19 protein-coding genes and 1 pseudogene are annotated in these 21,013 nt (G+C 57.6%); 10 read left to right on the top strand and 10 right to left on the bottom strand.

Annotated elements, in window-relative coordinates; genetic code table 11:
* The first annotated feature begins 229 nt into the window (after positions 1-229).
* Genes ACM6IR_RS12590 through ACM6IR_RS12580 form a run of 3 tightly spaced genes read left to right on the top strand, consistent with a single transcriptional unit; the run spans position 230 to position 4,181 of the window.
* Positions 230-1,603: a glutamine synthetase family protein gene (locus tag ACM6IR_RS12590; RefSeq protein ID WP_414907991.1), complete on the top strand. Its 1,374-nt coding sequence runs from the start codon at positions 230-232 to the stop codon at positions 1,601-1,603.
* Positions 1,604-1,625: 22 nt separating this feature from the next.
* Positions 1,626-3,017: an aldehyde dehydrogenase family protein gene (locus ACM6IR_RS12585; RefSeq protein ID WP_414907990.1), complete on the top strand. Its 1,392-nt coding sequence runs from the start codon at positions 1,626-1,628 to the stop codon at positions 3,015-3,017.
* Positions 3,018-3,020: 3 nt separating this feature from the next.
* The gene (locus ACM6IR_RS12580) at positions 3,021-4,181 is read left to right on the top strand and encodes an iron-containing alcohol dehydrogenase (RefSeq protein WP_414907989.1); all 1,161 of its coding nucleotides are present in this window, start codon (positions 3,021-3,023) and stop codon (positions 4,179-4,181) included.
* 102 nt (positions 4,182-4,283) lie between these two features.
* On the opposite strand, the gene ACM6IR_RS12575 is transcribed toward ACM6IR_RS12580, so the two are convergent.
* The 3 genes from ACM6IR_RS12575 to ACM6IR_RS12565 all read right to left on the bottom strand — a co-directional run bounded on the left by ACM6IR_RS12575 (position 4,284) and on the right by ACM6IR_RS12565 (position 6,561).
* Positions 4,284-4,643, bottom strand: a complete 360-nt coding sequence (locus ACM6IR_RS12575; protein WP_414907988.1) for a DUF6124 family protein — start codon at positions 4,641-4,643, stop codon at positions 4,284-4,286.
* Between the two features lie 441 nt (positions 4,644-5,084).
* Complete coding sequence (locus ACM6IR_RS12570) at positions 5,085-5,390, bottom strand: panthothenate synthetase (protein ID WP_414907987.1); 306 nt, start codon at positions 5,388-5,390, stop codon at positions 5,085-5,087.
* A gap of 256 nt (positions 5,391-5,646) precedes the next feature.
* On the bottom strand, positions 5,647-6,561 hold the full coding sequence (locus tag ACM6IR_RS12565; protein WP_414907986.1) for a pirin family protein: 915 nt from the start codon (positions 6,559-6,561) through the stop codon (positions 5,647-5,649).
* A gap of 127 nt (positions 6,562-6,688) precedes the next feature.
* Here ACM6IR_RS12565 and ACM6IR_RS12560 point away from each other — a divergent pair, with 127 nt between their 5' ends.
* Positions 6,689-7,600, top strand: a complete 912-nt coding sequence (locus tag ACM6IR_RS12560) for a LysR family transcriptional regulator (RefSeq protein ID WP_414907985.1) — start codon at positions 6,689-6,691, stop codon at positions 7,598-7,600.
* A gap of 18 nt (positions 7,601-7,618) precedes the next feature.
* Here the strand turns inward: ACM6IR_RS12560 and ACM6IR_RS12555 are convergent, their stop codons facing one another.
* On the bottom strand, positions 7,619-8,524 hold the full coding sequence (locus tag ACM6IR_RS12555; RefSeq protein WP_414907984.1) for an NmrA/HSCARG family protein: 906 nt from the start codon (positions 8,522-8,524) through the stop codon (positions 7,619-7,621).
* 298 nt (positions 8,525-8,822) lie between these two features.
* A complete protein-coding gene (locus ACM6IR_RS12550; RefSeq protein ID WP_414907983.1) occupies positions 8,823-8,960 on the bottom strand; it encodes a LysR family transcriptional regulator in 138 nt (45 codons plus the stop codon).
* Positions 8,961-9,109: 149 nt separating this feature from the next.
* Here ACM6IR_RS12550 and ACM6IR_RS12545 point away from each other — a divergent pair, with 149 nt between their 5' ends.
* Entirely contained in the window at positions 9,110-9,730 is a 621-nt protein-coding gene (locus ACM6IR_RS12545; protein WP_414907982.1) for an isochorismatase family protein, read from the top strand.
* Between the two features lie 51 nt (positions 9,731-9,781).
* Here the strand turns inward: ACM6IR_RS12545 and ACM6IR_RS12540 are convergent, their stop codons facing one another.
* Together ACM6IR_RS12540 and ACM6IR_RS12535 are read right to left on the bottom strand one after the other, a co-directional pair.
* Entirely contained in the window at positions 9,782-10,705 is a 924-nt protein-coding gene (locus ACM6IR_RS12540; protein WP_414907981.1) for an NADP-dependent oxidoreductase, read from the bottom strand.
* A gap of 76 nt (positions 10,706-10,781) precedes the next feature.
* Positions 10,782-11,219: a DoxX family protein gene (locus tag ACM6IR_RS12535; RefSeq protein WP_414907980.1), complete on the bottom strand. Its 438-nt coding sequence runs from the start codon at positions 11,217-11,219 to the stop codon at positions 10,782-10,784.
* Positions 11,220-11,384: 165 nt separating this feature from the next.
* On the opposite strand from ACM6IR_RS12535, the gene ACM6IR_RS12530 reads away from it, so the two are divergent.
* Positions 11,385-12,287 carry a LysR family transcriptional regulator gene (locus ACM6IR_RS12530; RefSeq protein WP_414907979.1) on the top strand — a complete coding sequence of 301 codons (903 nt, stop codon included), beginning with the start codon at positions 11,385-11,387 and terminating at the stop codon, positions 12,285-12,287.
* Positions 12,288-12,331: 44 nt separating this feature from the next.
* On the opposite strand, the gene ACM6IR_RS12525 is transcribed toward ACM6IR_RS12530, so the two are convergent.
* On the bottom strand, positions 12,332-12,904 hold the full coding sequence (locus ACM6IR_RS12525) for a DUF4157 domain-containing protein (protein ID WP_414907978.1): 573 nt from the start codon (positions 12,902-12,904) through the stop codon (positions 12,332-12,334).
* A 377-nt stretch (positions 12,905-13,281) separates the two neighbouring features.
* Here ACM6IR_RS12525 and ACM6IR_RS12520 point away from each other — a divergent pair, with 377 nt between their 5' ends.
* Positions 13,282-13,665, top strand: coding sequence for a hypothetical protein (locus tag ACM6IR_RS12520; RefSeq protein WP_414907977.1), 384 nt, complete (start codon positions 13,282-13,284; stop codon positions 13,663-13,665).
* A 262-nt stretch (positions 13,666-13,927) separates the two neighbouring features.
* Here the strand turns inward: ACM6IR_RS12520 and ACM6IR_RS12515 are convergent, their stop codons facing one another.
* Both ACM6IR_RS12515 and ACM6IR_RS12510 read right to left on the bottom strand, forming a co-directional pair.
* Complete coding sequence (locus tag ACM6IR_RS12515; protein ID WP_414907976.1) at positions 13,928-15,337, bottom strand: IS1182 family transposase; 1,410 nt, start codon at positions 15,335-15,337, stop codon at positions 13,928-13,930.
* 414 nt (positions 15,338-15,751) lie between these two features.
* Positions 15,752-17,434 carry a SulP family inorganic anion transporter gene (locus tag ACM6IR_RS12510; RefSeq protein ID WP_414907975.1) on the bottom strand — a complete coding sequence of 561 codons (1,683 nt, stop codon included), beginning with the start codon at positions 17,432-17,434 and terminating at the stop codon, positions 15,752-15,754.
* A gap of 242 nt (positions 17,435-17,676) precedes the next feature.
* Between ACM6IR_RS12510 and ACM6IR_RS12505 the strand changes: the two are divergent.
* The 3 genes and pseudogenes from ACM6IR_RS12505 to ACM6IR_RS12495 all read left to right on the top strand — a co-directional run.
* A pseudogene (locus ACM6IR_RS12505) lies at positions 17,677-17,829 on the top strand (ion channel); the annotation flags it as partial.
* A gap of 461 nt (positions 17,830-18,290) precedes the next feature.
* Positions 18,291-19,691 (top strand): GABA permease, encoded by a 1,401-nt coding sequence (gene gabP, locus ACM6IR_RS12500; RefSeq protein WP_414907974.1) that lies wholly within the window; start codon positions 18,291-18,293, stop codon positions 19,689-19,691.
* A gap of 104 nt (positions 19,692-19,795) precedes the next feature.
* On the top strand, positions 19,796-20,908 hold the full coding sequence (locus tag ACM6IR_RS12495; RefSeq protein WP_414908039.1) for a GlxA family transcriptional regulator: 1,113 nt from the start codon (positions 19,796-19,798) through the stop codon (positions 20,906-20,908).
* The last annotated feature ends 105 nt before the right edge of the window (positions 20,909-21,013 follow it).

Raw genomic sequence — 21,013 nt, 5'->3', positions numbered from 1 at the left:
TGTCCTTCAAAACTGAGGCGACACACGGCAAATACCTCGCTGCACCCTGCGCACTGCCCGACCCGGCCCATCCGTTTTTGATGACCCAGACTTGCGAAAAGCAACAGTAGGCTAAGCTTTGAGCAGCTTATTGCTCACGATGCTCGCGTCTGCAGGTTTTGGTTTTTTCTGAAGAGCATCTGCAACAGCTATTTCAGGAATCCCAAATCATTCACGCAGGATTGACGTGATGACCGAGCCTCTTCTCAGTTTCGAAGCACTCAAGCGCGCCGCGGCGTCCGGCGAGATCGATACCGTGTTGGTCTGCATGGTCGATATGCAGGGGCGATTGGTCGGCAAGCGATTCCAGGTCGAGTTTTTCATCGACAGCGGTCATGAGGAAACCCACTGCTGCAATTACCTGTTGGCCGACGACATCGACATGGAACCGGTGCCGGGTTATGCCGCGGCCAGTTGGAGCAAAGGCTATGGCGATTTTGTGCTCAAACCGGACATGTCCACGCTGCGCCGCGTGCCCTGGCTGGAGTGCACGGCGCTGGTGCTGTGCGACGTGCTCGATCATCACCATCGACAGGATTTGCCGCACAGCCCTCGAGCGATTCTGAAAAGACAGATTGAGCGACTGCGCGAGCGCGGCTACACCGGCATGTTCGCCTCGGAACTGGAGTTCTATCTGTTCGACGAGAGCTACGAGGCCATCCACAAGCGCAACTACCACAAACCGAAAACGGCCGGTCATTACATCGAGGACTACAACATCCTGCAGACCACCCGCGAGGAACCGGTGCTGCGGGCAATTCGCAAGCATTTACAGGCATCCGGCATTCCCGTGGAAAACTCCAAGGGTGAATGGGGGCCGGGCCAGGAAGAAATCAACATCCGTTATGCCGATGCCCTGACCATGGCCGACCATCACGTCATCATCAAACACGCCTGCAAAGAGATCGCGCAATTGCAGGGCAAGGCCATCACATTCATGGCCAAGTGGCGCTATGACGCCGCCGGTTCCAGCAGCCATATCCATAATTCGCTGTGGGACAAGAACGCCAAAAAGCCGCTGTTCTTTGACGCAAAGGCTGAATTCGGCATGTCGGCACTGATGCGTTCCTGGGTGGCCGGGCAGCTCAAATACGCGAACGACATCACCTGTTTTCTCGCGCCTTACATCAATTCCTACAAGCGTTTTCAGGCGGGCACCTTCGCGCCGACACGGGCGGTGTGGAGTCTGGACAATCGCACTGCGGGCTTTCGCTTGTGTGCAGAGGGCAGCAAAGCCATCCGCATCGAATGTCGTATCGGCGGCGCCGACCTCAACCCTTATCTGGCCTTCGCCGCGTTGATCGCCGCAGGCCTGGCCGGCATCGACGAAAAGCTCAGCCTGGCGCCGCCCTTTGAAGGCGATGCCTATCTGGATGAGCATCTGCCTGAAGTGTCGAAGACCCTGCGCGATGCCTGCGCCGCACTCAAAACCTCGGCCATGTTGCGCGAGGCGTTCGGTGATGACGTGATCGATCACTACGTGCACACCGCCGAATGGGAGCAGAAAGAGTACGACCGCCGGATCACCGACTGGGAACTGCAGCGCGGCTTCGAGCGCTATTGAGACTTTCATTATCCAGAAGAGCGTGACTGCAATGATTCAACTCATCTCTCCGGTCGATGGCCAGGTCTACGTCGAACGCCCGCGTGCCAATGCTGCGCAGGTCGAGCAGGCGCTGACGGCTGCTGCCACCGCCCAGGCATTATGGAAACACCGCCCGCTGAGCGAACGCGCCGCCTTATGCAGCGCTGCCGTGGACGCGATGCTGGCGATGAAAGACGACATCGTGCCGGAACTGGCCTGGCAAATGGGCCGCCCGGTACGCTTTGGCGCCGGCGAGCTGCGCGGTTTCGAAGAACGGGCCCGTCATATGATCGCCATTGCGCCTGAAGCGTTGGCCGCGATAGAACCCGCACCTGTCGCGGGTTTTCGGCGCTGTATCAAACGCGAGCCGCTAGGAACGGTGCTGGTCGTCGCACCCTGGAATTATCCGTACCTGACGGCAGTGAATACGATCATCCCGGCGCTGATGGCCGGCAACAGCGTCATCCTCAAACACGCCTCGCAAACGCTGCTGGTCGGTGAGCGTTTCGCCGAGGCATTTCGCCGCGCCAAGCTGCCCGAAGGGCTATTCCAAAACCTGCTGCTGAGTCATACCTATACCGCGGCGATCATTACCTCTGGACGGGTGCAACAGGTGAACTTCACCGGTTCGGTGGACACCGGCAGGGCCATGGAAAGCGCCGCCTCGGGACACTTCCTCGGCATGGGGCTGGAACTCGGCGGCAAAGACCCGGCCTATGTCCGGGCAGACGCTCACCTCGAGCATGCGGTGGAAAATCTGGTGGACGGCAGTTTCTTCAACTCCGGGCAAAGCTGTTGTGCCGTCGAACGCATTTACGTCGATGCAAAAATTTACCCGATCTTTGTCGAGCGCTTCGCCGCCCTGACCCGCCAATACGTGCTGGGCAACCCGCTGGACCCAGCCACCACACTGGGCCCGATGGTGTCACCGGGTGCAGCTGAATTCGTTCGCGGGCAGATCGCCGAGGCGCTGTCGAAGGGGGCCAAAGCGCTGATCGATCCATCGACTTTTCCTGCTGACGCGCCGGGCAGCGCTTACCTCGCCCCGCAAGTGTTAGTCGACGTCACCCATCAAATGTCGGTCATGCGCGATGAAAGCTTTGGTCCGGTGGTCGGCATCATGCCGGTGGCCAGCGACGACGAAGCCATCGCCCTGATGAACGACAGTGAGTTTGGGCTTAGCGCGTCCATTTGGACGCAAGATCTCGCCGCCGCCGAACGCCTGGGCAACGAGATCGACACTGGCACCGTGTTCATGAACCGCTGTGATTACCTGGACCCGACATTGGCCTGGACCGGGGTGAAGAACAGTGGGCGCGGCGTCACGCTGTCGCGCCTGGGTTACGAGCACCTGACCCGCGCCAAATCCTTCCATCTGCGCCACGAGGTATAGACCATGAGCCTGACTGGAAACTGGAACTACCCCACGAGCATTCGTTTCGGTGTCGGTCGCATCACCGAACTGGCCGAAGTCTGTCGCAGCCAGGGTATCCAGCGACCGTTGCTGGTCACCGACAGCGGCCTGGCGCGTGCCCCAATCACCACGGCGGCGCTGGACGCCCTGCGCGCTGCCGGCCTTGGCGTAGCGCTGTTTTGTGACCTCAAGCCCAATCCTATTGAAGCCAACCTGGCAGGCGGGCTCGATGCCTGGCGCGCCGGTAAACACGATGGCGTGGTCGCCTTCGGTGGCGGCAGTGGCCTGGACATGGGCAAGCTCATCGCGTTCATGAGCGGCCAGACCCGACCGGTGTGGGATTTCGAAGACATCGGCGATTACTGGACCCGTGCCGACGAAAGCAGCATCGCCCCGATCATCGCGGTGCCGACCACTGCAGGGACCGGCTCCGAAGTCGGCCGTGCGGCGGTGATCATCGACGAAGGTACGCACACCAAACGCATCATCTTCCACCCGAAGATGATGCCGCGCGTGGTGATCAGTGACCCGGCCCTCACCGTTGGCATGCCGGCAAAAGTCACCGCGGGCACGGGCATGGATGCGCTAGCGCATTGCCTGGAGTCCTACTGCGCGCCCGGTTTCCACCCCATGGCCGATGGCATCGCGGTGGAAGGGATGCGCCTGGTGGCCAATGCGTTGGTGCGGGCCGTACACACTCCTTCCGATCTGGATGCCCGAGGGCAAATGCTGGCGGCTGCCGCAATGGGCGCCACCGCCTTCCAGAAAGGCCTGGGCGGGATGCACGCCCTCGCGCATCCGATTGGCGCGCTGTACGACACCCATCACGGCATGACGAACGCCACCTTGATGCCCTATGTACTGAAATTCAATCGCCCGGCCATTGAAGAACGCATCACACGCCTGGCGGCCTATTTGCGCCTGCCCTCTCCCGGCTTCGACAGTTTCCTGGCCTTCGTCCTCAAATTGCGCAAGGACATCGCCGTGCCCCATACGCTGTTTGAACTGGGGGTGGATGATCGGCAAGCCGATCTGATCGCGGACATGGCAATTGTCGATCCCTCGGCCGGCGGCAACCCGCTGCCATTGACACGGACCGGCGCGGCAGAAATTTTCGAAGCGGCATTCCACGGCCGTCTGTAGGAGCCGAGCTTGCTCGCGATGGACGTTAACGATAACGCGTGCTTTGAATAAACGCGTCGCCCTTGAGTCCATCGCGAGCAAGCTCGGCTCCTACGACAGCGGTTACTCAGGTGGGTCGATTTGATCCAGCACCCGGTTCGCCGTGATCTCCGCCAGCATGATGCTGTTTGAAATACCCAGCAGGGCATTGCGCGACCCACCCTCTAGAAGATCCACCAAGTGATGGACCATCACATCGACCGAGGCCAGCGTTTCGACCAGGTAAACCATCAGGGTTTCGGTCGTGGCCTCCGGGTCCACGGTAAACAGGGTGCTGGGTGTACGCGGTTTGGCTTTGATGTCGGCGGTCGAGGGGAAGTGAAAGTCGAGGGCGCGTTCGGCGGCTTCGTTGAGTTTGTTTGAGTCGGGTTCGTACGGGGATGCCGGATCGGTGTCTGGCGGGTTAGGTGAAGGCTTGATCATTTTGAAGTCTCCAAAAACGTGGAGCCGTCACCGACTTGCGACTAAACGAGGGGTGGCAGCTGTACGCAGGTTAGTCGACCGGGGGAGACTCAAAACCGGCGCGCCCGAAGGCGCCCTACGCACAGCTACCATGAAGTGCAGGCATACAATGGCCTGACTGTTTGGATTGCAAATGCGCTTCGAATCACCCCGGGCGACTAAACCCGATCACTGATGAGCAGTGACACGAATCAAGTTACCGGGCGACCCCAAGGCGCACAAGCCGGCGGATTCTGGCGTAACCGTAGGCAACGGCGCAAGGTTTTGTAGCTTTCAGGAAGTAAGCTTGAGGGCGCTTAAACACGCGCCCTCTCGCAATGTTGATTGATCGTACGCGCACGTCCTACAGAGGGTCAGGACCTCGATACGCGTCTTATGACGAAGGGTCAACGGACGAACTCATCACGCCCACTTTTGCCCGAGCGTCTCCAGACCGGCCTTTTGCAGATCCTGCGGGCTCATCACAATACGGAATTTGCAGCTGGCATTGAAGTTGAGAAAAAACGGTTCCGCATAAGCGGGGATGTCGGCTGAGTCTTGTACGTCGACCAGAAAAATCCCGCCGCGCCTTCCATCTTGCTCGGTAAAGTACGCCGCTTCCGGCTTGATGCTTTCCAGGATGCGTTCAATAACCTCGCCCACCTTCCCGGCTTTGACGAGGGAGTTGAAGGGTTCATTAGGGCACTCAACCATAAGTAACATCTTCATCATTCAATCCTCTGTTCAACTTGCAACCCTGTAGCCAGACCTTTGCTTCTGGCTCTGCCGGCGTCGGCCATACATTCGTGTTGTCAAGAATAGCCAAGTGAGCACTAACCCTCGTGCAGGCTTACGAGCGGTCATGAAGGTGAACGGCTACGGCATGAACGTGCTGTATCCAAGAACGAACGATAAGTAACCTGTGGCGAGGGAGCTTGCTCCCTCGCCACAGGGACCGCGGCTACTCAGGGCGGGGTCGGCTGGGTTATTTGAATACGGGCACGTTAGCTGACCTGTTTGGCGTTTGCAGGTACTCGCGCAACCGAACGCCAATCTCTGCAATTTTTGCCTCTCCCGCACGCAAGGCTTGCGGGTTGGTGTGCACGGAGTAATTTCCCAGCGCAAGTTCATAAGGATGAGGGACCGCTGAACCGATCACGAAGACCGTGTCTTTTTGCATGGCCTTCAGCGTAACCGCACCGCTACCGGGTTCGAAGATGACCAGTTCTCCCGCGTTGACCAGGCCGGGGGCGAAAAGAGCTCCCCGGCTGACACTCAACCACAATGACTCATGCCCATGGGGTGGAGCATAAGTCCAGGATTCCCCGGCACGCAGCGTGACCAACAGGTAGTTCATTCCAGCGGGAGCACGGACCGGGCTTTTGACATCCTGATAGGTGCCAAGAATCACACGTGCAGGCCCCACTTCAGGCATCACGCTCGACTCCAGGTACTGGCTGTCGACACTGGCGTTTTCCAACGCGGGCGGTAGTGCAACCCAAAGTTGAAAACCTTGAATCCGCTTCGATGTCCCCACCGACATCTCCTTCCCGTGCCAGACCCCGCCTCCCGCCCGCATCCATTCAACACCACCATAATCAAGGGTCCCTGTGCCCGACTCGGCATCCTCGAAGTGCAAATTACCTTCGGTAATGACGGTGACGGTGGCGATTCCCGAGTGAGGGTGCATTGGCATACCACCGATGAATGAACTCTCGCCTTCAAACAGGTCAAGAAAAACGAAAGGCTTGATCAGGTGGCCAAAATCGGAAGGACTCATCAATCGGACAATAGAGCCATGCCCGCTGCCTGTGGTGCGATAGCTGATTGCGCGACGGGTATCGGTTTCGCGTGTATAGCCGAGATCGATACCGATGTGTGGTTGTTGCTGAACGGTCATGATGATTACTCATTGGAGAGTTGGACGCCTCGCGGCTCGATGCCTGAAACAATAGGCCCGGGGCGATTGCTTGATTAGCCGATACAATTGGATTGCACTCGTCCACCAGCGCCAGGAATTACCCGCCATGATCGACCTCAATGACATCGCCATTTTTGTGCAGGTGGTACGCAGCGGCAGCTTTGCAGAGGCGGCGCGACGGATGGGCATGCCACCCAATACCGTGAGTCGCCGGGTCCAGCAGCTCGAAGTGCATCTCGGCACGCGGCTGCTGCAACGCTCCACCCGCAAGCTCACGCTTACCAGTGCCGGCCAAGACTTTCATGAGCGTTGCGCGGGAGCGGTCGACGGTCTGTTCGAAGCGGGACAGGCGTTGCTGACGGGCAGCAATGAACCCAGTGGCCTGGTGCGCGTGGCGGCTCCGGCCGACTTCTTCGACTTCTTCCAGATGGAGTGGGTGACCGAGTTTCTGGCCGCGCACCCGCGCGTGCGGCTCGACTTCGTGCTCAGCGATGCGAAGGCCGACTTGATCGCAGAGCAGATCGACGTTGCCTTTCGCGGCGGGTCCTTGCGCGATTCAGGCTATGTCGGTCGTCAGATCCTTGACCCCCGCAGCGTCGGGATGGTGGCAAGTCCCTCCTACCTCGCGGCGCGCGGATCACCCCACACGCTGCAGGACCTGGTGAACCACGATTGTGTGATCTCCGCGCATCCCAGCGGCCACGCCACATGGCGTTTGGTCGGCCCCAATGGTGAGGAAGAAGTGCAAGTTGCCGGACGCTTCAGCGGCAATACTGCGCAAGCCCTGCGCAAGGCCACCGTGGCCGGGCTGGGTATCGCGCTGCTGCCACCCGTGATGGCCAGGCTCGAGGTAGAAGCTGGCGTGCTCGTCCCGGTGCTGCCTCAATACCAGCCCAACGGCTACGGCATGAACGTGCTGTATCCAAGCCGTCGGCAATTGCCGCTCGCGGTGTCGGCGTTCATCGGGTTGGTGATCCAGAAGATGAACGCCGCAGACGCACCCGAGGTGTATCGATAGCGAGTGGCAAACGATGCGTCAGGCGAGTGCCGGGATGTCGAAGTTAGCCCGAGCCCACGCAGCAAATTTCGTCGGCTGTCGACCGGCGACTCTGTTGGCCAGCGCGATTGCGTCGCGTGAATCCGCACCGAGGTAGGTGTGGGCCTCGAAGTAGGCAAGCATCTCTGCGATTTCCTTGGCGCCAGGGAACCCGCCGGCAAACGTTTCTTGCGGGATGTGCTTGTACGAGAAATGGTGCCCTGGTCGATTCAGTTCGGTGATGACCTCGTTAAAGCTCAGGAAGTCGCCGACCAGCGGCAAATATTCGCCATTGCCTGCGAGTTCCGGCTGCGCGAACGCACCGACCACGATGTGGCCGAGTTCGGTGATATCGCCCATGTGAATGACGCGCGGCTCCGGATCGAGCGGCATCGCCCACCCCATCGTCCCATCCGCTTGCTTCTGTGGAGCCATTACGCCGAGCAGATTCTGATAGAAGAACGGCGCTATCACGAAGGTGTGGTGCGCGAATCCGGCCTCACTCACGATAAGGTCGATTTTTGCTTTGTCCGTGAAATGCGGGACATCGAACTTGCCGCGGCTGATCGTCTCTACGTTCGGCAGCGTCGACCAGATGAAATGTTGAACGCCGGCCTCTTTAGCCGCGAGAACGGCTGCGAGTGCTTGCTTGTGCTCGTCAGTACCCGCTTCGTGGAAATTGGTGACCAGAAAAACCCCGTGTGCTCCGGCAAATGCGGCTTTCAGTGTTTCCGGTCGATTCAAATCCGCCAGCACGACTTCGTCAGCCAACTGCGGATGCTTGGCTGGATTGCGCGTCAACGCACGCACCTTGAATTGACCGTTCGCCTGCAGCGCGCGCACAACGGCGCCGCCCTGATGACCGGTTGCGCCGACGACGGCGATGAGCTTTTTGCTGTTTGACATGGTTGTTCTCCAATTCACCCGCTACGAAGCTCGCCTGGATGCTCATAACGGCATTGATCGCTCCCGATGGCTGAAACAATAGGGTTGGGCTGATTGGTTGACTAGCCGGCACAACTGGATTGCACTCGTCCACCAGCGCCAGGAATGACCGATCATGGGGGTTATGCTGCTGTAGGAGCGAGCTTGCTCCGGGCGGCGTTCCGACGATGGACTTAAGAGCGCCGCGTTTAGCCAATAAACATGCGTTATCGTTAACGACCATCGTCGGAACGCCGCCCGGAGCAAGCTCGCTCCTACATCACATCAGGCGAGCCTCCAGCGCGAGAATGCGCCGACTGATGCTGGATTTGGGTACGTCGAGCGCCCGAGCGGCAGCCGTTCTGCCTTGGTGTTCGACGACCTTGGCGTAATAATAAACGTCGTTAAGATCGAGCATTGCCAAACCTCCCCGGCCCTGCCCATTGGCAATCGAAGTCTTGCGTCGAGATATCGTTCCACTGGGTAGACGATAGTTCTCATTTTGCCTAATTGTTCTCTGATCATCCCAATTCCAAGGTTAGGCATCCCACCCCGGAGCACCTTGCCATGAACCAATCACAGTTTTACCAACGCCTGACTCGCGACAATGCCGTTGTGCTTCTGGTCGACCATCAAGTCGGCCTTTTCACCGGCGTACGCGACATCGACACCTTGACGCTCAAGCACAACGTCGTCGGCCTGGCCAAGGCAGCGCTGGCGTTGAAGGTGCCGGTCATCGTGACCACGACCACCGAGTCGATGTGGGGCCCGCTGATTCCCGAACTCGCGCAAGCGCTGCCAAACCTGGAGCGTATCGAACGCACCACGGTCAACGCCTGGGATGAGCGTCGTGTGGTCGATGCAGTCAAGGCAACCGGTCGCAAGCACCTGATCGTGGCGGGTATTTCGACCGATGTTTGCCTCGCTTTCCCGGCGATCGCGGCGCTTGCCGATGGCTACAACAGTTATGCCGTGATCGATGCGTCCGGCGGTTTTTCCCAGACGCAAGTCGCCATGGGCGTGGCGCGCATGCAGCAAGCCGGCGTGATCCCTGTCGGTTACTCGAACGTCGCCGTCGAGATGCTGGCCGACAACGCCGCGCCCGAGGCCGAGGCCGTCTACGCCGCGCTCGGCATGCCCTTCGCCGGTCTTGTCTTTGGCTTGAAACAGTATTTCTCGCCCCACTGACTACCGGGTTCAGTAGTGCTGGTGGGGCACTCCTAATAACCTGGCAATAACTTACTGGGTGGTATCGAGGACAAGCCTGCCCCGTAAATGACGGCCCATGCTTTTCTCGATCGCCACTTTCGCCTCACTCAAGGGGTACGCCTCAACATCGACCGTGAGGTACCCCTTGTCGAACAGTTCGGCAATCAGCGCGAGCTGCCGGCCATCCGAGCGGGTGGCAAAGTTGGCCGGGGTCACACCATAGTCGTTGGCCAGCGACATGTTCGGCAGGCTCACAGGCGATACCAACACACCGTTTCTTTTCAGGACCGCAAACGAACGGGTTTGTGTTTCGCCGCCCACCAGATCCAGTACGACATCGACACCGGATACACATTCCTCGAAGGCCTGAGTCGTATAGTCGATGGTGTAATCGGCACCGAGGTCTTTCAAGTAAGCATGATTCTGTGCAGAGGCCGTGGCGTAGACTTCAGCGCCCAGGTACTTGGCAATCTGCACAGCCATGCTGCCCACGCCACCGGCGGCGGCGTGAATCAATACCTTCTGGCGTCGTTGCACGCCGGCATGTTCAGTGAGCGCTTGCCACGCCGTCAAAGCGGTTGCGGGCACAGCACTGGCCTGCAGCGCACTCAGAGAATGCGGCTTCAAGGCCAGCTTTGAAACCTGGGCAACCGCTTTGGTCGCATAACCGCCGACGATATTGATGAAGCCGAACACTTCATCGCCGATGCTGAACTCAGTGACGCCCTTCCCTACCGCGGCAACGGTACCGGCCACTTCAACTCCCGGGGTAAAAGGCAGCGGCAATGGGATGAACGCTTTCATGGCCCCGGAAAGGATCTTCCAGTCAATCGGGTTGACCCCTGCTCCGGCGACATCGATCAGAACCTCACCTTCACCGGCCACTGGGTCTGCAATTTCTTCCAGACGTAAAACTTCAGGGTTGCCGTATTCGTACACGCGTATGGCTTTCATGGAGACCTCGACTATTGAAAAAAACCGGAGACAAACACCGCGCTGGAAGGGAACCGGCCTTCGCAGCGCCGGGGTATCAACGACGGCGAGCGTCGAGGCTGAAGCGACCGGCGCCGAAGGCCACGACCTGCAACAGGCCACCGGCCATCGCGATGTTCTTGAAGAAGTGGATGAACTGGTTTTGATCGCCCAGCGCGCTATGGAAAGCCAGTGCAGTAAACACGCTGAACAACGCCAGGACTGCGGCTACGGTGCGGGTGCGGTAACCAGCGATCAGCGCCAAGCCACCACCGATTTCAACAATGATCGCCGCCGCCAGCGCCAACTGCGGAAGCGGAAGGCCTACGGAACTGATGTAGCCGATCATCATGGCGGGAGCGGCCAATTTCGAAAATCCGGACAGGATGAAAATTGCGCTGAGCAGAATGCGCCCGATCAACGAGGCCGAGGCTTGGGTCACGTCAGACCGGTTCTGTTCAGAAGTTGAATGAGCGATGTTGGAAGAAGTAGACATGGGGTATTTCCTTCAATTGAGTGCGATCCGAAATGAACCGCCCTAGTGAGGAAAATCTTGCGCCTCGTCAGCTAACCTGAATAGCTGGCTAATTTAGATCATTAGATTCGATAAAATAGACAAGCTAGCCCGCAATCATTGACCATTACGCTCGAGGAAACAGGCATGATCTCTGACCCCGGAACACCGACACTGGACCAACTGCGTGTGTTCCTGACCGTCGTGGAAGTCGGCAGTTTTGCAGCCGCGGCCAGGAAACTGCACCGGGCCACCTCCGTCATCAGTTACTCGATCGCCAACCTGGAAATGCAACTCGGCGTATCGCTGTTTGACCGCCAGACGACCCGCAAACCCCAGCTCACCGATGCCGGCCGCACTGTTCTGGCCGAAGCCAGAACCATCGCCAACGGTGTCCATGGATTGCGCGCCAAGGTCAAAGGCCTGCTACAGGGGCTCGAAGCCGAAGTTCACGTCGTGCTCGATGTGATGCTTCCCGCCGAACGTGTCGTGGACGCACTCAAATCCTTTCGAGAAGAATTCCCTACGGTTGCACTTCACCTGCACATGGAAGCACTCGGTGCCGTCACTGAGCTGGTGATCAACCGCGGTGCGATCGTCGGCGTGAGCGGCCCCATGAATGAGGGAATCAGCGGCATCGAAAGAGTTGGCGTCGGCAGTGTCGAATTGATACCGGTGGCCGCCCCGAATCATCCGCTGGCTTCAAGCGACTTGAATGTTCCGGGCGCCGGGCGGGAGTTCACTCAACTGGTACTGTCCGATCGCTCACTCCTGACCAAAAACAAGGATTTCGCCGTTCTCAGTAACCGCACATGGCGGCTGGCGGACCTGGGAGCCAAGCACATGTTGCTGCGTGAAGGCATTGGTTGGGGGAACATGCCAGCCCCGATGGTCCAGGAAGATCTGGACAGCGGCCGACTCGTGCTGCTGAACATACCGGAATACAAAAGCGGAAAATATTCCTTCGACGTCATCTACCGCACGGACTTGCCACCGGGACCCGCCGCGAGGTGGTTGATTGACCGCTTCGTTCAACAAAGCTCGGCGTAGGAGGCATCCGCACTGGCCTGTAAGACAGACAGCTTCGCGGCCCTTCAGTCAGTCCCTTCCCGCACCGCCCGCCTGACCTCAGCCTGTATGGCATAAGCCGGCGCCTCCACAGCATTGAAATCTTGGGTATAGCGCTGGGCAAATCCTTCTACCCCCCATTCCTGATACTGCTGCACATGCTTTAATTCGTGAGCCCAAAGCGCGATGTTCTGTTCTGCGGTTTGAGCGTCCCGGAAGAGGATGATGTCGATCAGCGTCACGGCACCGACATCGGGATTTTGCAGCATGGCAGTAGCGGCGCTGAATTGGCCGTTGTCGCTGACGTTGTAGCGCGCGGTATCAAGGACGCTGGGGTCGTACCAGCGCAGCAGTTGCTCCCGGATGTGCGGTGGAATGGGTTGGATGCCGGCGCTGGCTGCTTCAGCGCGGGCTTGAGTCAGCCACAGCGCCAGGGCAGGTGCCGCGATCTGGTAAATGCCATCAGGCACTCCCAGACAGATGCAGCCGTCCAGGCACACTAGTTTCTCGCCAGCTGGGCAGGCGTTGGTCTGGGCTGGCACTTCAAACGTCAGGCAAAGAACCAACAGGGCCACCAGGCGCGTGGTGATGGGCGGCATTGGGCGCTCCAGGGACGGACGCAGCGCGAACAGTGGCTCACAATTAATCGACGATCCGCATGCCTTTAGCGTAGTCCCGAACCAGGCGCCCCCAGGATAATCGCAAGAAGTGACAGGCCACCTTTCCTGCAAATCTTCCACTTTTGTAAACAGGCTTGCGCGGCAGCTGCTGCGAGTACCTCTCGCCTCCATCATTATTGACTGCGCAGTGTGCCAAGCGTTAAGGCCGTTGGCGATTTATGTGTCGGCTTGCTAGAACTTTTTCTTCTTTATCGGTCTATGTGGATAAGCACAAAAAGCTCGGTAAGGGCGACCCGAAGGTTTCCCGCAACCAGATGGCCACACGTCCAGTTATCAATCAGAGGTTGTCTTCGCTCATGAAATTTAATGTCCCACGGATGGTGCTCCTCGGCCTGTTCGCGTTTGCGGCAGTGAGCTCGGCATCAGCAACACAGATGAAGACTTCAAACCCTGTTTTCGCAACTGAAGTCGCAGCCGTTCAGGCTCCGGTCCAGGCTGCCGGCAACCCTTGGCCGTCCTTGGCCAGTATGGTCGGCAAACAGCCGGGACCATTGCTTGCCCATGACGACGGGTACTGGCATGACGGCCGTTGGCATGATCGAAGAGACGATTGGCGCCGAGAAAACTGGCGTAGAGAGCAAGACCGCCGGGAAGCCGAACGCCGTCGTGATTGGGAGCGCCATCATGATCGGGACATGCAGCACCGCTACGAGGACGATCACCGCTACTATCGTCGCTAGTGCGCAGCCGCGGGATAAATCCGCCGACAGCACTGGCTGCTAACTCGCCAGAAAGGTTGAATCCACAACCCAATTCGGACACCCGGCAAGGGCAGCTACCGGCCCAGAGTGTGTAAAAACGTCAGATTGGGTTTTCTATATCGACGCTAGGAGACCGTGCTCACGTTTCGCAACCTGATCAAGGTCACGACGCTTCCAGGAACAGTTAAAACGGCTCAGCAGCCTCTTAAAGCTCTTTGGATGGGTTAAAAAAGACCGGTTTTTACGCCGTTAACGCTTTCATCAAACCAGTGGTTCCGATGATTTTCATGACCCGTTTCAAGTTGTAGGCGAGCACATTCAAACTCATCTCCGCACTCACCCCGTTAAGCTTTCGGGTCAGGAAGTGCGTCGCACCCATCCATTGCTTGAGCGTCCCGAAGGGATGCTCAACCGTCCGTTTTCGGATCCGCATCATGTCCGGCGCGTTGCTCAGTCGGGCCTGCATTTCCTCTAATACGGCTTCATGCTCCCAGCGTCGAACTCGTCGTTCCGTACTCGGTGTGCACTGCGATTTCAAGGCGCAGCCCCGGCATTTCGAACTCCAGTAACGGTGCAACGTCAGGCCTTTTTCAATGTTGGTATAGCGCCAGATCAGCGCCTCTCCAGCCGGACAAATGTATTCGTTTTTCGCTGTGTCATAGATGAAGGCATCGTTATTGAAACGTCCGTCTGCTTTGGCTCCAGAGGTCATTGGCTTGGGCACATAGGCGGTGATGTTAGCGTCGTGACAAGCCAGGTTTTCTTCGCTTTTGAAGTAACCTCGGTCAGCCACTATGGATAACGTTTCCAACGCCATCGCTTCGCGGGCCTGCTTGGCCATCGAGCTGAGTTGATCGCAGTCGGAACCGACCTCATGTGCAACGATCAAATGGTGCGGGGTATCGACCGCTGTCTGCACGTTGTAACAGACGATTCCCGTGCCGCGCGTCATCATGGAACGGGCGTCTGGATCGGTCAGTGAGACCTGTTTATCCGGCGATTCGTTGAGCTGAGTTTCAATGACCTGTAACTCTTTCATCTGAGTTTTGAGCTTGTCGATTTTCTCTTGAAGATGAGCAGCCTTGGGCTGTGCGATCGGTGGTTCTTGCCGATCGGCTTCGTCGAGCGCAGTCAGATACCGATTGATACTCGATTCAATTTCTTCCATTCGCCGCTTCAGTTTGGCGCTGGTGAAATTGCGGTCGCGGTTGTTGACGGCCTTGAATTTACTGCTGTCGATGGCGACCAGATTTTCTCCGAATAATCCCAGCTGCTGGCACAGCATCACGAACTGGCGGCAGACGCCTCGGATGGCCTTGCTGTTGTCTTTTCGGAAGTTGGCAATGGTCTTGAAATCGGGCATCAAGCGGCCGGTCAGCCACATCAGTTCGACGTTGCGCTGGGCCTCTCGCTCCAGGCGCCGGCTCGACTGAATACGGTTGAGATAGCCGTATATATAGATCTTCAGCAGGATTGCAGGGTGGTAAGCAGGCCGGCCTGTGTCAGCTGGAACAGCGCCATCAAAACCCAAGGAGATCAGGTCAAGTTCGTCAACGAAGACATCGACTACGCGCACCGGATTGGTATCGCTGACGTAATCGTCGAGGGTCTCGGGAAGGAAGGTACTTTCATGCCAAAAGTGCTTTTCCAAACGTTCCAGATTTTTAGAGTGCTTCCAGATCTGAAAAGCACTTCTATCTCCGCAACATCAGGGCTGGTATCAGACCACAAAACTATTTCGGGATAGCCGGTGCCAGAGCTGTCGACGACGATCTGTCCATAAGTGCGCAGCGCCTCGGCCTGCACTGGTAGGCCATCTGCTCTCTGGATTTGCTCGACGTGACCAAGGCATTTTCAACGTCCCTGAACGCCGATTGAATCGACTGCCGGTACGTACGCAGTGCTTGTTGCTGGAAGGCTCGGCTTGTTGCACCTGCCCGGCGATAGCGCCGGCAGTGACCCAGTTAACGACCGACAGGAGGCTGGCTAGCTCTTCGCTGCCCCAGAGCATCCAAACAAACAACGACGGCGAAAAAACCTAAAGTACTGCGGCCCCAAGACCTGACTACTGTGCGGCCCTGATCAGGGTTGGCTTCTGAGCTTGAAAGCGCTCGATCGCTGCGTGGGCGTTGAACAACATATGCTCATCCCCAAGTTTTTCGTCGAACCCAGCACGTCGCACCATTTCAAGTACGCCAGGATTCAACCCCGCCAGCCACAGACTGGTGCCCAGTTCGGTCAGGTGTTTCTCGGTCTCAATCAGTGCCTGCAGTGCCGAGTATTCAATGTCGGGCACCGCACTCATGTCGCAAACAATTACACGCGGGTGATACTGCGCTTTCAGCGCGATGATCTGCTCATTCACATAGTCCGCGTTAAAAAAAAACAGACGTCCCTCCGGTCGCACGACCAGCAGCCCCGGGAAAGTCTCGTCATCCGGGTGTTCATCCGACAAAGGGCGCAGTACGTCGGTGCCACATTTGCGACCAAGGACATACACATGCGGTCGAGCAGTCTGAGAGGCCAAACCGATCACCGATACGACGATCGCTACAGTGATTCCCTGCAGCGTGCCAAACAAAAGCACGCCTAACGTGGCTACGAGCGCCCAGCGGAACTCCATCGGGCGCACCTTGAGAATAGCCAGGAATTCTCGTGGTTGAATCAGCCCGACCGAGTAGTAGATGACAATAGCCGCCAATGTGGCGTGAGGCAGATACCCAAGAAGTCCGGAAAGCAGCAGCATCGTGGCGAAAGCCATGCCGGCAGTGACAACCGAGACCACTTGAGACTGTCCTCCGGTGGCGCGTACAACCGCCGTCTGCGAAGTACCTCCACCGGCGGGCATCGCGCCAAGCAGCGCGCCCCCGAGGTTACTCAGCCCGGTAGCGATCAATTCGCGGTTCGCATTGATCGGTGGATCGCCTGGCCGGACAAAAGCACGACCTGCCGCAATCGTTTCGGTAAAGCTCATCAGCGCGATCCCGAGTGCACCCGGTACCATCTGTTCAATCAATGCGAGATCGGGCAGCGTGAAAGGGGGTAAGCCTTCTGGAATCACACCGACTGTCGAAGCGCCGAGAGCCTGTAGGCCGAAGTACCATGAGGCGGCAATACTTCCTCCCACCACAACGAGCGGTGCTGGCGAATGTGGCCACAGGCGTTCCATTGCAATGAGAATCAGGAACGCTGCTGCAGCAACCACGAGCGTGATCAGAGAGCTCGCGGGTAAGTGATGCACAATGTTGAGGAAGTCGACAAAAAAACCTTGTTTGGCAACGTGAATGCCCAGGAGTTTTGGCACCTGGTCCAACACGATCACAAGGCCGACTCCCGCTTTGAAGCCGCTCAACACCGGGGAGGAAATGAAGTTCGCAAGAAATCCCAGGCGTATCAGTCGCGCCAGTAGCAACATGGCACCAACCAGCGCGGTGAGTGTTGCCGTTGCCGTGATCAGCTTCCCAGGGTCACCATCGGGTACGGCCAAGCCGATCTGTACACCGGCCAAAATCGCTAGAGTGGCAGTGGAGCTGACGCTGAGCACTCGCGACGTTCCCAGGAGTGCGTAAATCAACATTGGGACGAGGGCCGTATACAGACCGACGGCAACAGGCAAGCCCGCGACAGTCGCGTAGGCCATTGCTTTAGGCAGTACGACAGCAGCAGCCGTGAGGCCCGATACTACGTTGAGGCGAAGTGAAGCCGTGTCAGGGTGAGCTGCGTTCGAGCCTTTCAGATGCAGTTTCACAGGGCCTGTCCTATTTGGTTCAGTTGCTTAGAACGCCCAATGACTCTCGGCATTCGCACTGAGGCCTGACTGACACATAAGCTCAATTGAAAGGTCGGTGCAACGTGTACCTTTAAACCCCTCATCCTCTTGGCTAAATTTCGCCTCATCTTGCAGTCAAGCAGATTGCAAAGCTGGTGTCATGATCTGCATCAATGATTTATGGAAAATGTCTAGAAAACCCGGGGCGATTCAGGGCGTGAATTTCGACCACTGGTTACGGCGATGTCATTCCATTAACCAACCATGCCCGCTCATTTGTGATGCTCGAAGAGTTTGCAGACATCTTTTACGTAGGTGTCCTCATCGCGCGGCTTGCCGGTCTCTATCCGTTGACCCCGTCTGAGTCGAACTGAGCTGACTTATAGCATCGCAACGGCCGTTTTCAGCCGGTCGCGACAGGCAGTAATCATCCAATCCGCTCTTCCCGGAGAGATCTCGCGGCCCTCGTCCCGAAACCTTCTCGGCCGCTTAAACCTTCCAAGCAATCCCCATCCGTTGCTGCTTTAGCAGAATCCTCAAAAAAACAAAATGATTCCACCTCGCCATTTCGTGACTGATTGGTCTTCGCTATGAACGTTAAATTGGCACGTGTCGATATCAGGCAAGGAGGTGGCGTGATCAGGCAACTGAATCGTCGGACTAGCCGGGTAAGGTGGCGCGTCTTTTCATAGAAATAACCACATCGCGATGATGGGTTTGATAAGAACTGCAGCAATTGAAGGTTGCCATTTTTAGGAAGCGGCAGCAGGCAATAATGATGATCCATTGCCCCCCATCAATTCGCTTAAATGTCGATCAGCAGAGAAAAAAACCAATGGTTAGCCCGAGCTCCAAGGATTCGAATGGCCAATTGGCGCAGGGCTTCAAGCCTCGTCACGTAACAATGCTGTCAATCGCCGGTATCATCGGCGCCGGTTTATTCGTCGGCTCAGGACATGCCATTGCAGCTGCTGGGCCGGCCGTCCTACTGGCCTATCTATTCTCAGGCCTGCTCGTCGTTCTGGTCATGCGCATGCTCGGTGAAATGGCGGTGGCCAACCCTGACACCGGCTCGTTCTCCACTTATGCCGACCAGGCAATAGGTCGATGGGCAGGCTTCACCATCGGTTGGCTTTACTGGTGGTTCTGGGTGCTGGTGATCCCTATTGAAGCACTGGCCGCTGGCCATGTGTTGAACCAATGGTTTCCCCAGATCGATGCCTGGATGTTCGCCCTGGTGTCGATCATTGCGTTGGTAATCACCAATCTGTTCAGTGTCTCCAAGTACGGCGAATTCGAATTCTGGTTCGCCATGGCCAAGGTAGTGGCGATCATCGGTTTCATCGGCGTGGGTTTTGCCGTGCTGATGGGCTGGGTTCCCGATCGGGAAGTCAGCGGATTGAGCGGACTGATGGCCGAGCATGGCGGATTTGCCCCCAACGGCCTGTCGGCGGTAGTCGGCGCTTTCATCACCATCATGTTCAGCTTCATTGGTACTGAAGCGGTCACCATCGCCGCCGCCGAATCCGACAACCCGTCGCAGAACATTGCCAAAGCTACGCGTTCGGTGATTTGGCGCATCGGTGTGTTCTACCTGTTGTCGATTTTCGTGGTCATCTCCGTGGTACCTTGGAACGATCCGCTGCTGGCCCAGGTAGGCTCCTACCAGCGGGCACTCGAAATCATGAACATTCCCCACGCCAAGTTCATGGTGGACGTGGTGGTACTGATCGCCGTGGCCAGTTGCATGAACTCCTCGATCTACATTGCCTCGCGCATGCTGTACTCGCTTGGCCGTCGTGGCGATGCGCCGAAGGCGCTGAAGGCGACCTCCTCCGAAGGCGTGCCGCGGGCAGCAGTCATCGCCAGCACCGTGCTGGGCGCGGCGATCACCGTATGGAGCTACTTCATGCCCTCCGGGCTGTTTGAGTTCCTGCTGGCCAGCTCCGGCGCGATTGCCTTGCTGGTGTACCTGGCCATCGCGGTGTCACAGCTGCGCATGCGCCGGATGTTGCGTCGGCAGAATGTCGAGCTGACCTTTCGCATGTGGCTGTTTCCATGGCTGACGTGGCTGGTGATCGCATTCATTTGCGCAGCGTTGGCGGTCATGATGATCACCCCAGAGCACCGTACCGAAGTGAGCTCGACTATTGGACTGGCGCTGGCGATTTCCTTTATCGGTCTTGTGACGTCGCGTCACCCTGCGCAGGCTGCGAGGGTGACGTCAGTGGGATAAAACCAAGGAGGTATTTGCGCCAAACCTACTCCCTACGCCAAGGTGGGGTATTACAGGCTCCTGCGTCTCAGGCCGTAATCGCTCTTTGTGAGGACATGACCACGATGTCATCGAACTCCACCGTGTCCGACGGTACGACTCAATCCGTTGGTTTTCTGCTGTTGGATAAATTCACACTTATTTCCCTGGCGTCCGCAGTAGAGCCACTGCGCATGGCCAATCAGTTGTCGGGGCGAGAGCTATATCGCTGGCATACGTTCAGCCCCGATGGAGAGCCTGTCTGGGCCAGTGACGGCGTGCCGATCACTCCGGATGCTTCGTGGAACAATCCATTAGTGGCGGACACTGTAATCGTGTGCGGTGGTGTTGGAATCCAGAGCGTGATTACCCGCGAGCACATTACCTGGCTGCAAGCCCTGGCGCGTCAATCCAGACGGTTGGGAGGTGTGTGCACCGGTAGCTGGGCGCTCGCAAAAGCCGGGCTGCTCGACGGCTACGAGTGCAGCGTGCATTGGGAGTTTTTGGCCGCCATGCAGGAGGCTTTCCCACGAGTCAGCATCAGCGCGAGTCTCTTCACCCTCGACCGAAACCGATTCACAAGCTCCGGGGGAACAGCGCCGCTGGACATGATGCTGCACCTGATTGGTCGCGATCATGGTCGTGAATTATCCGCAGCCATCTCTGAGATGTTTGTTTACGAGCGCATACGCAACGAACAAGACCATCAGCGCATTCCGCTTAGGCATGTACTAGGAACTCATCAACCCAAGCTTCAGGAGATCGTCGCGTTGATGGAAGCCAATCTCGAGGAACCGCTCGACCTGGATAAGCTCGCAGAATACGTTGATCTGTCTCGTCGACAGCTAGAGCGGCTATTTCAGAAATACCTTCACTGTACGCCGTCACGCTACTACTTAAGGTTACGTCTTATTCGAGCGCGACAACTGCTTAAGCAAACATCATTGTCGATCATAGAGTTGGCGTATGTATGCGGTTTCGTATCCACGCCACACTTTTCCAAATGCTATCGCGAGTACTTTGGTGTTCCACCAAGCGACGAGCGTTCCGGCTCTGAAATGAGTCGCAAACCGGCAACGCTTGCGACTACGCAGCAGTCATCAACTAAACAACTGACAGCGCTCGACCAAGCACGAAACGAATCGACTTTTGCCAGTGTTCGAATGATTGATCGTTTCGATTTGGCGGAATCGTGCTGATAGGACATCCCTGCCGCCCCATTCATCCGTAGTGCCTGGGTTTACTCAATAAGATCACGCAGGAGATTTGACGTGCACATTGGTGTTCCTCTCGAAACCCAGACG

This window comes from Pseudomonas sp. IT-P253 (genome assembly GCF_949768125.1).
In the GTDB taxonomy this organism is placed as follows: Bacteria; Pseudomonadota; Gammaproteobacteria; order Pseudomonadales; family Pseudomonadaceae; genus Aquipseudomonas.
The sequence above is the reverse complement of the archived record's forward strand: the minus strand, read 5'-3'. Positions and strand labels throughout refer to the sequence as shown.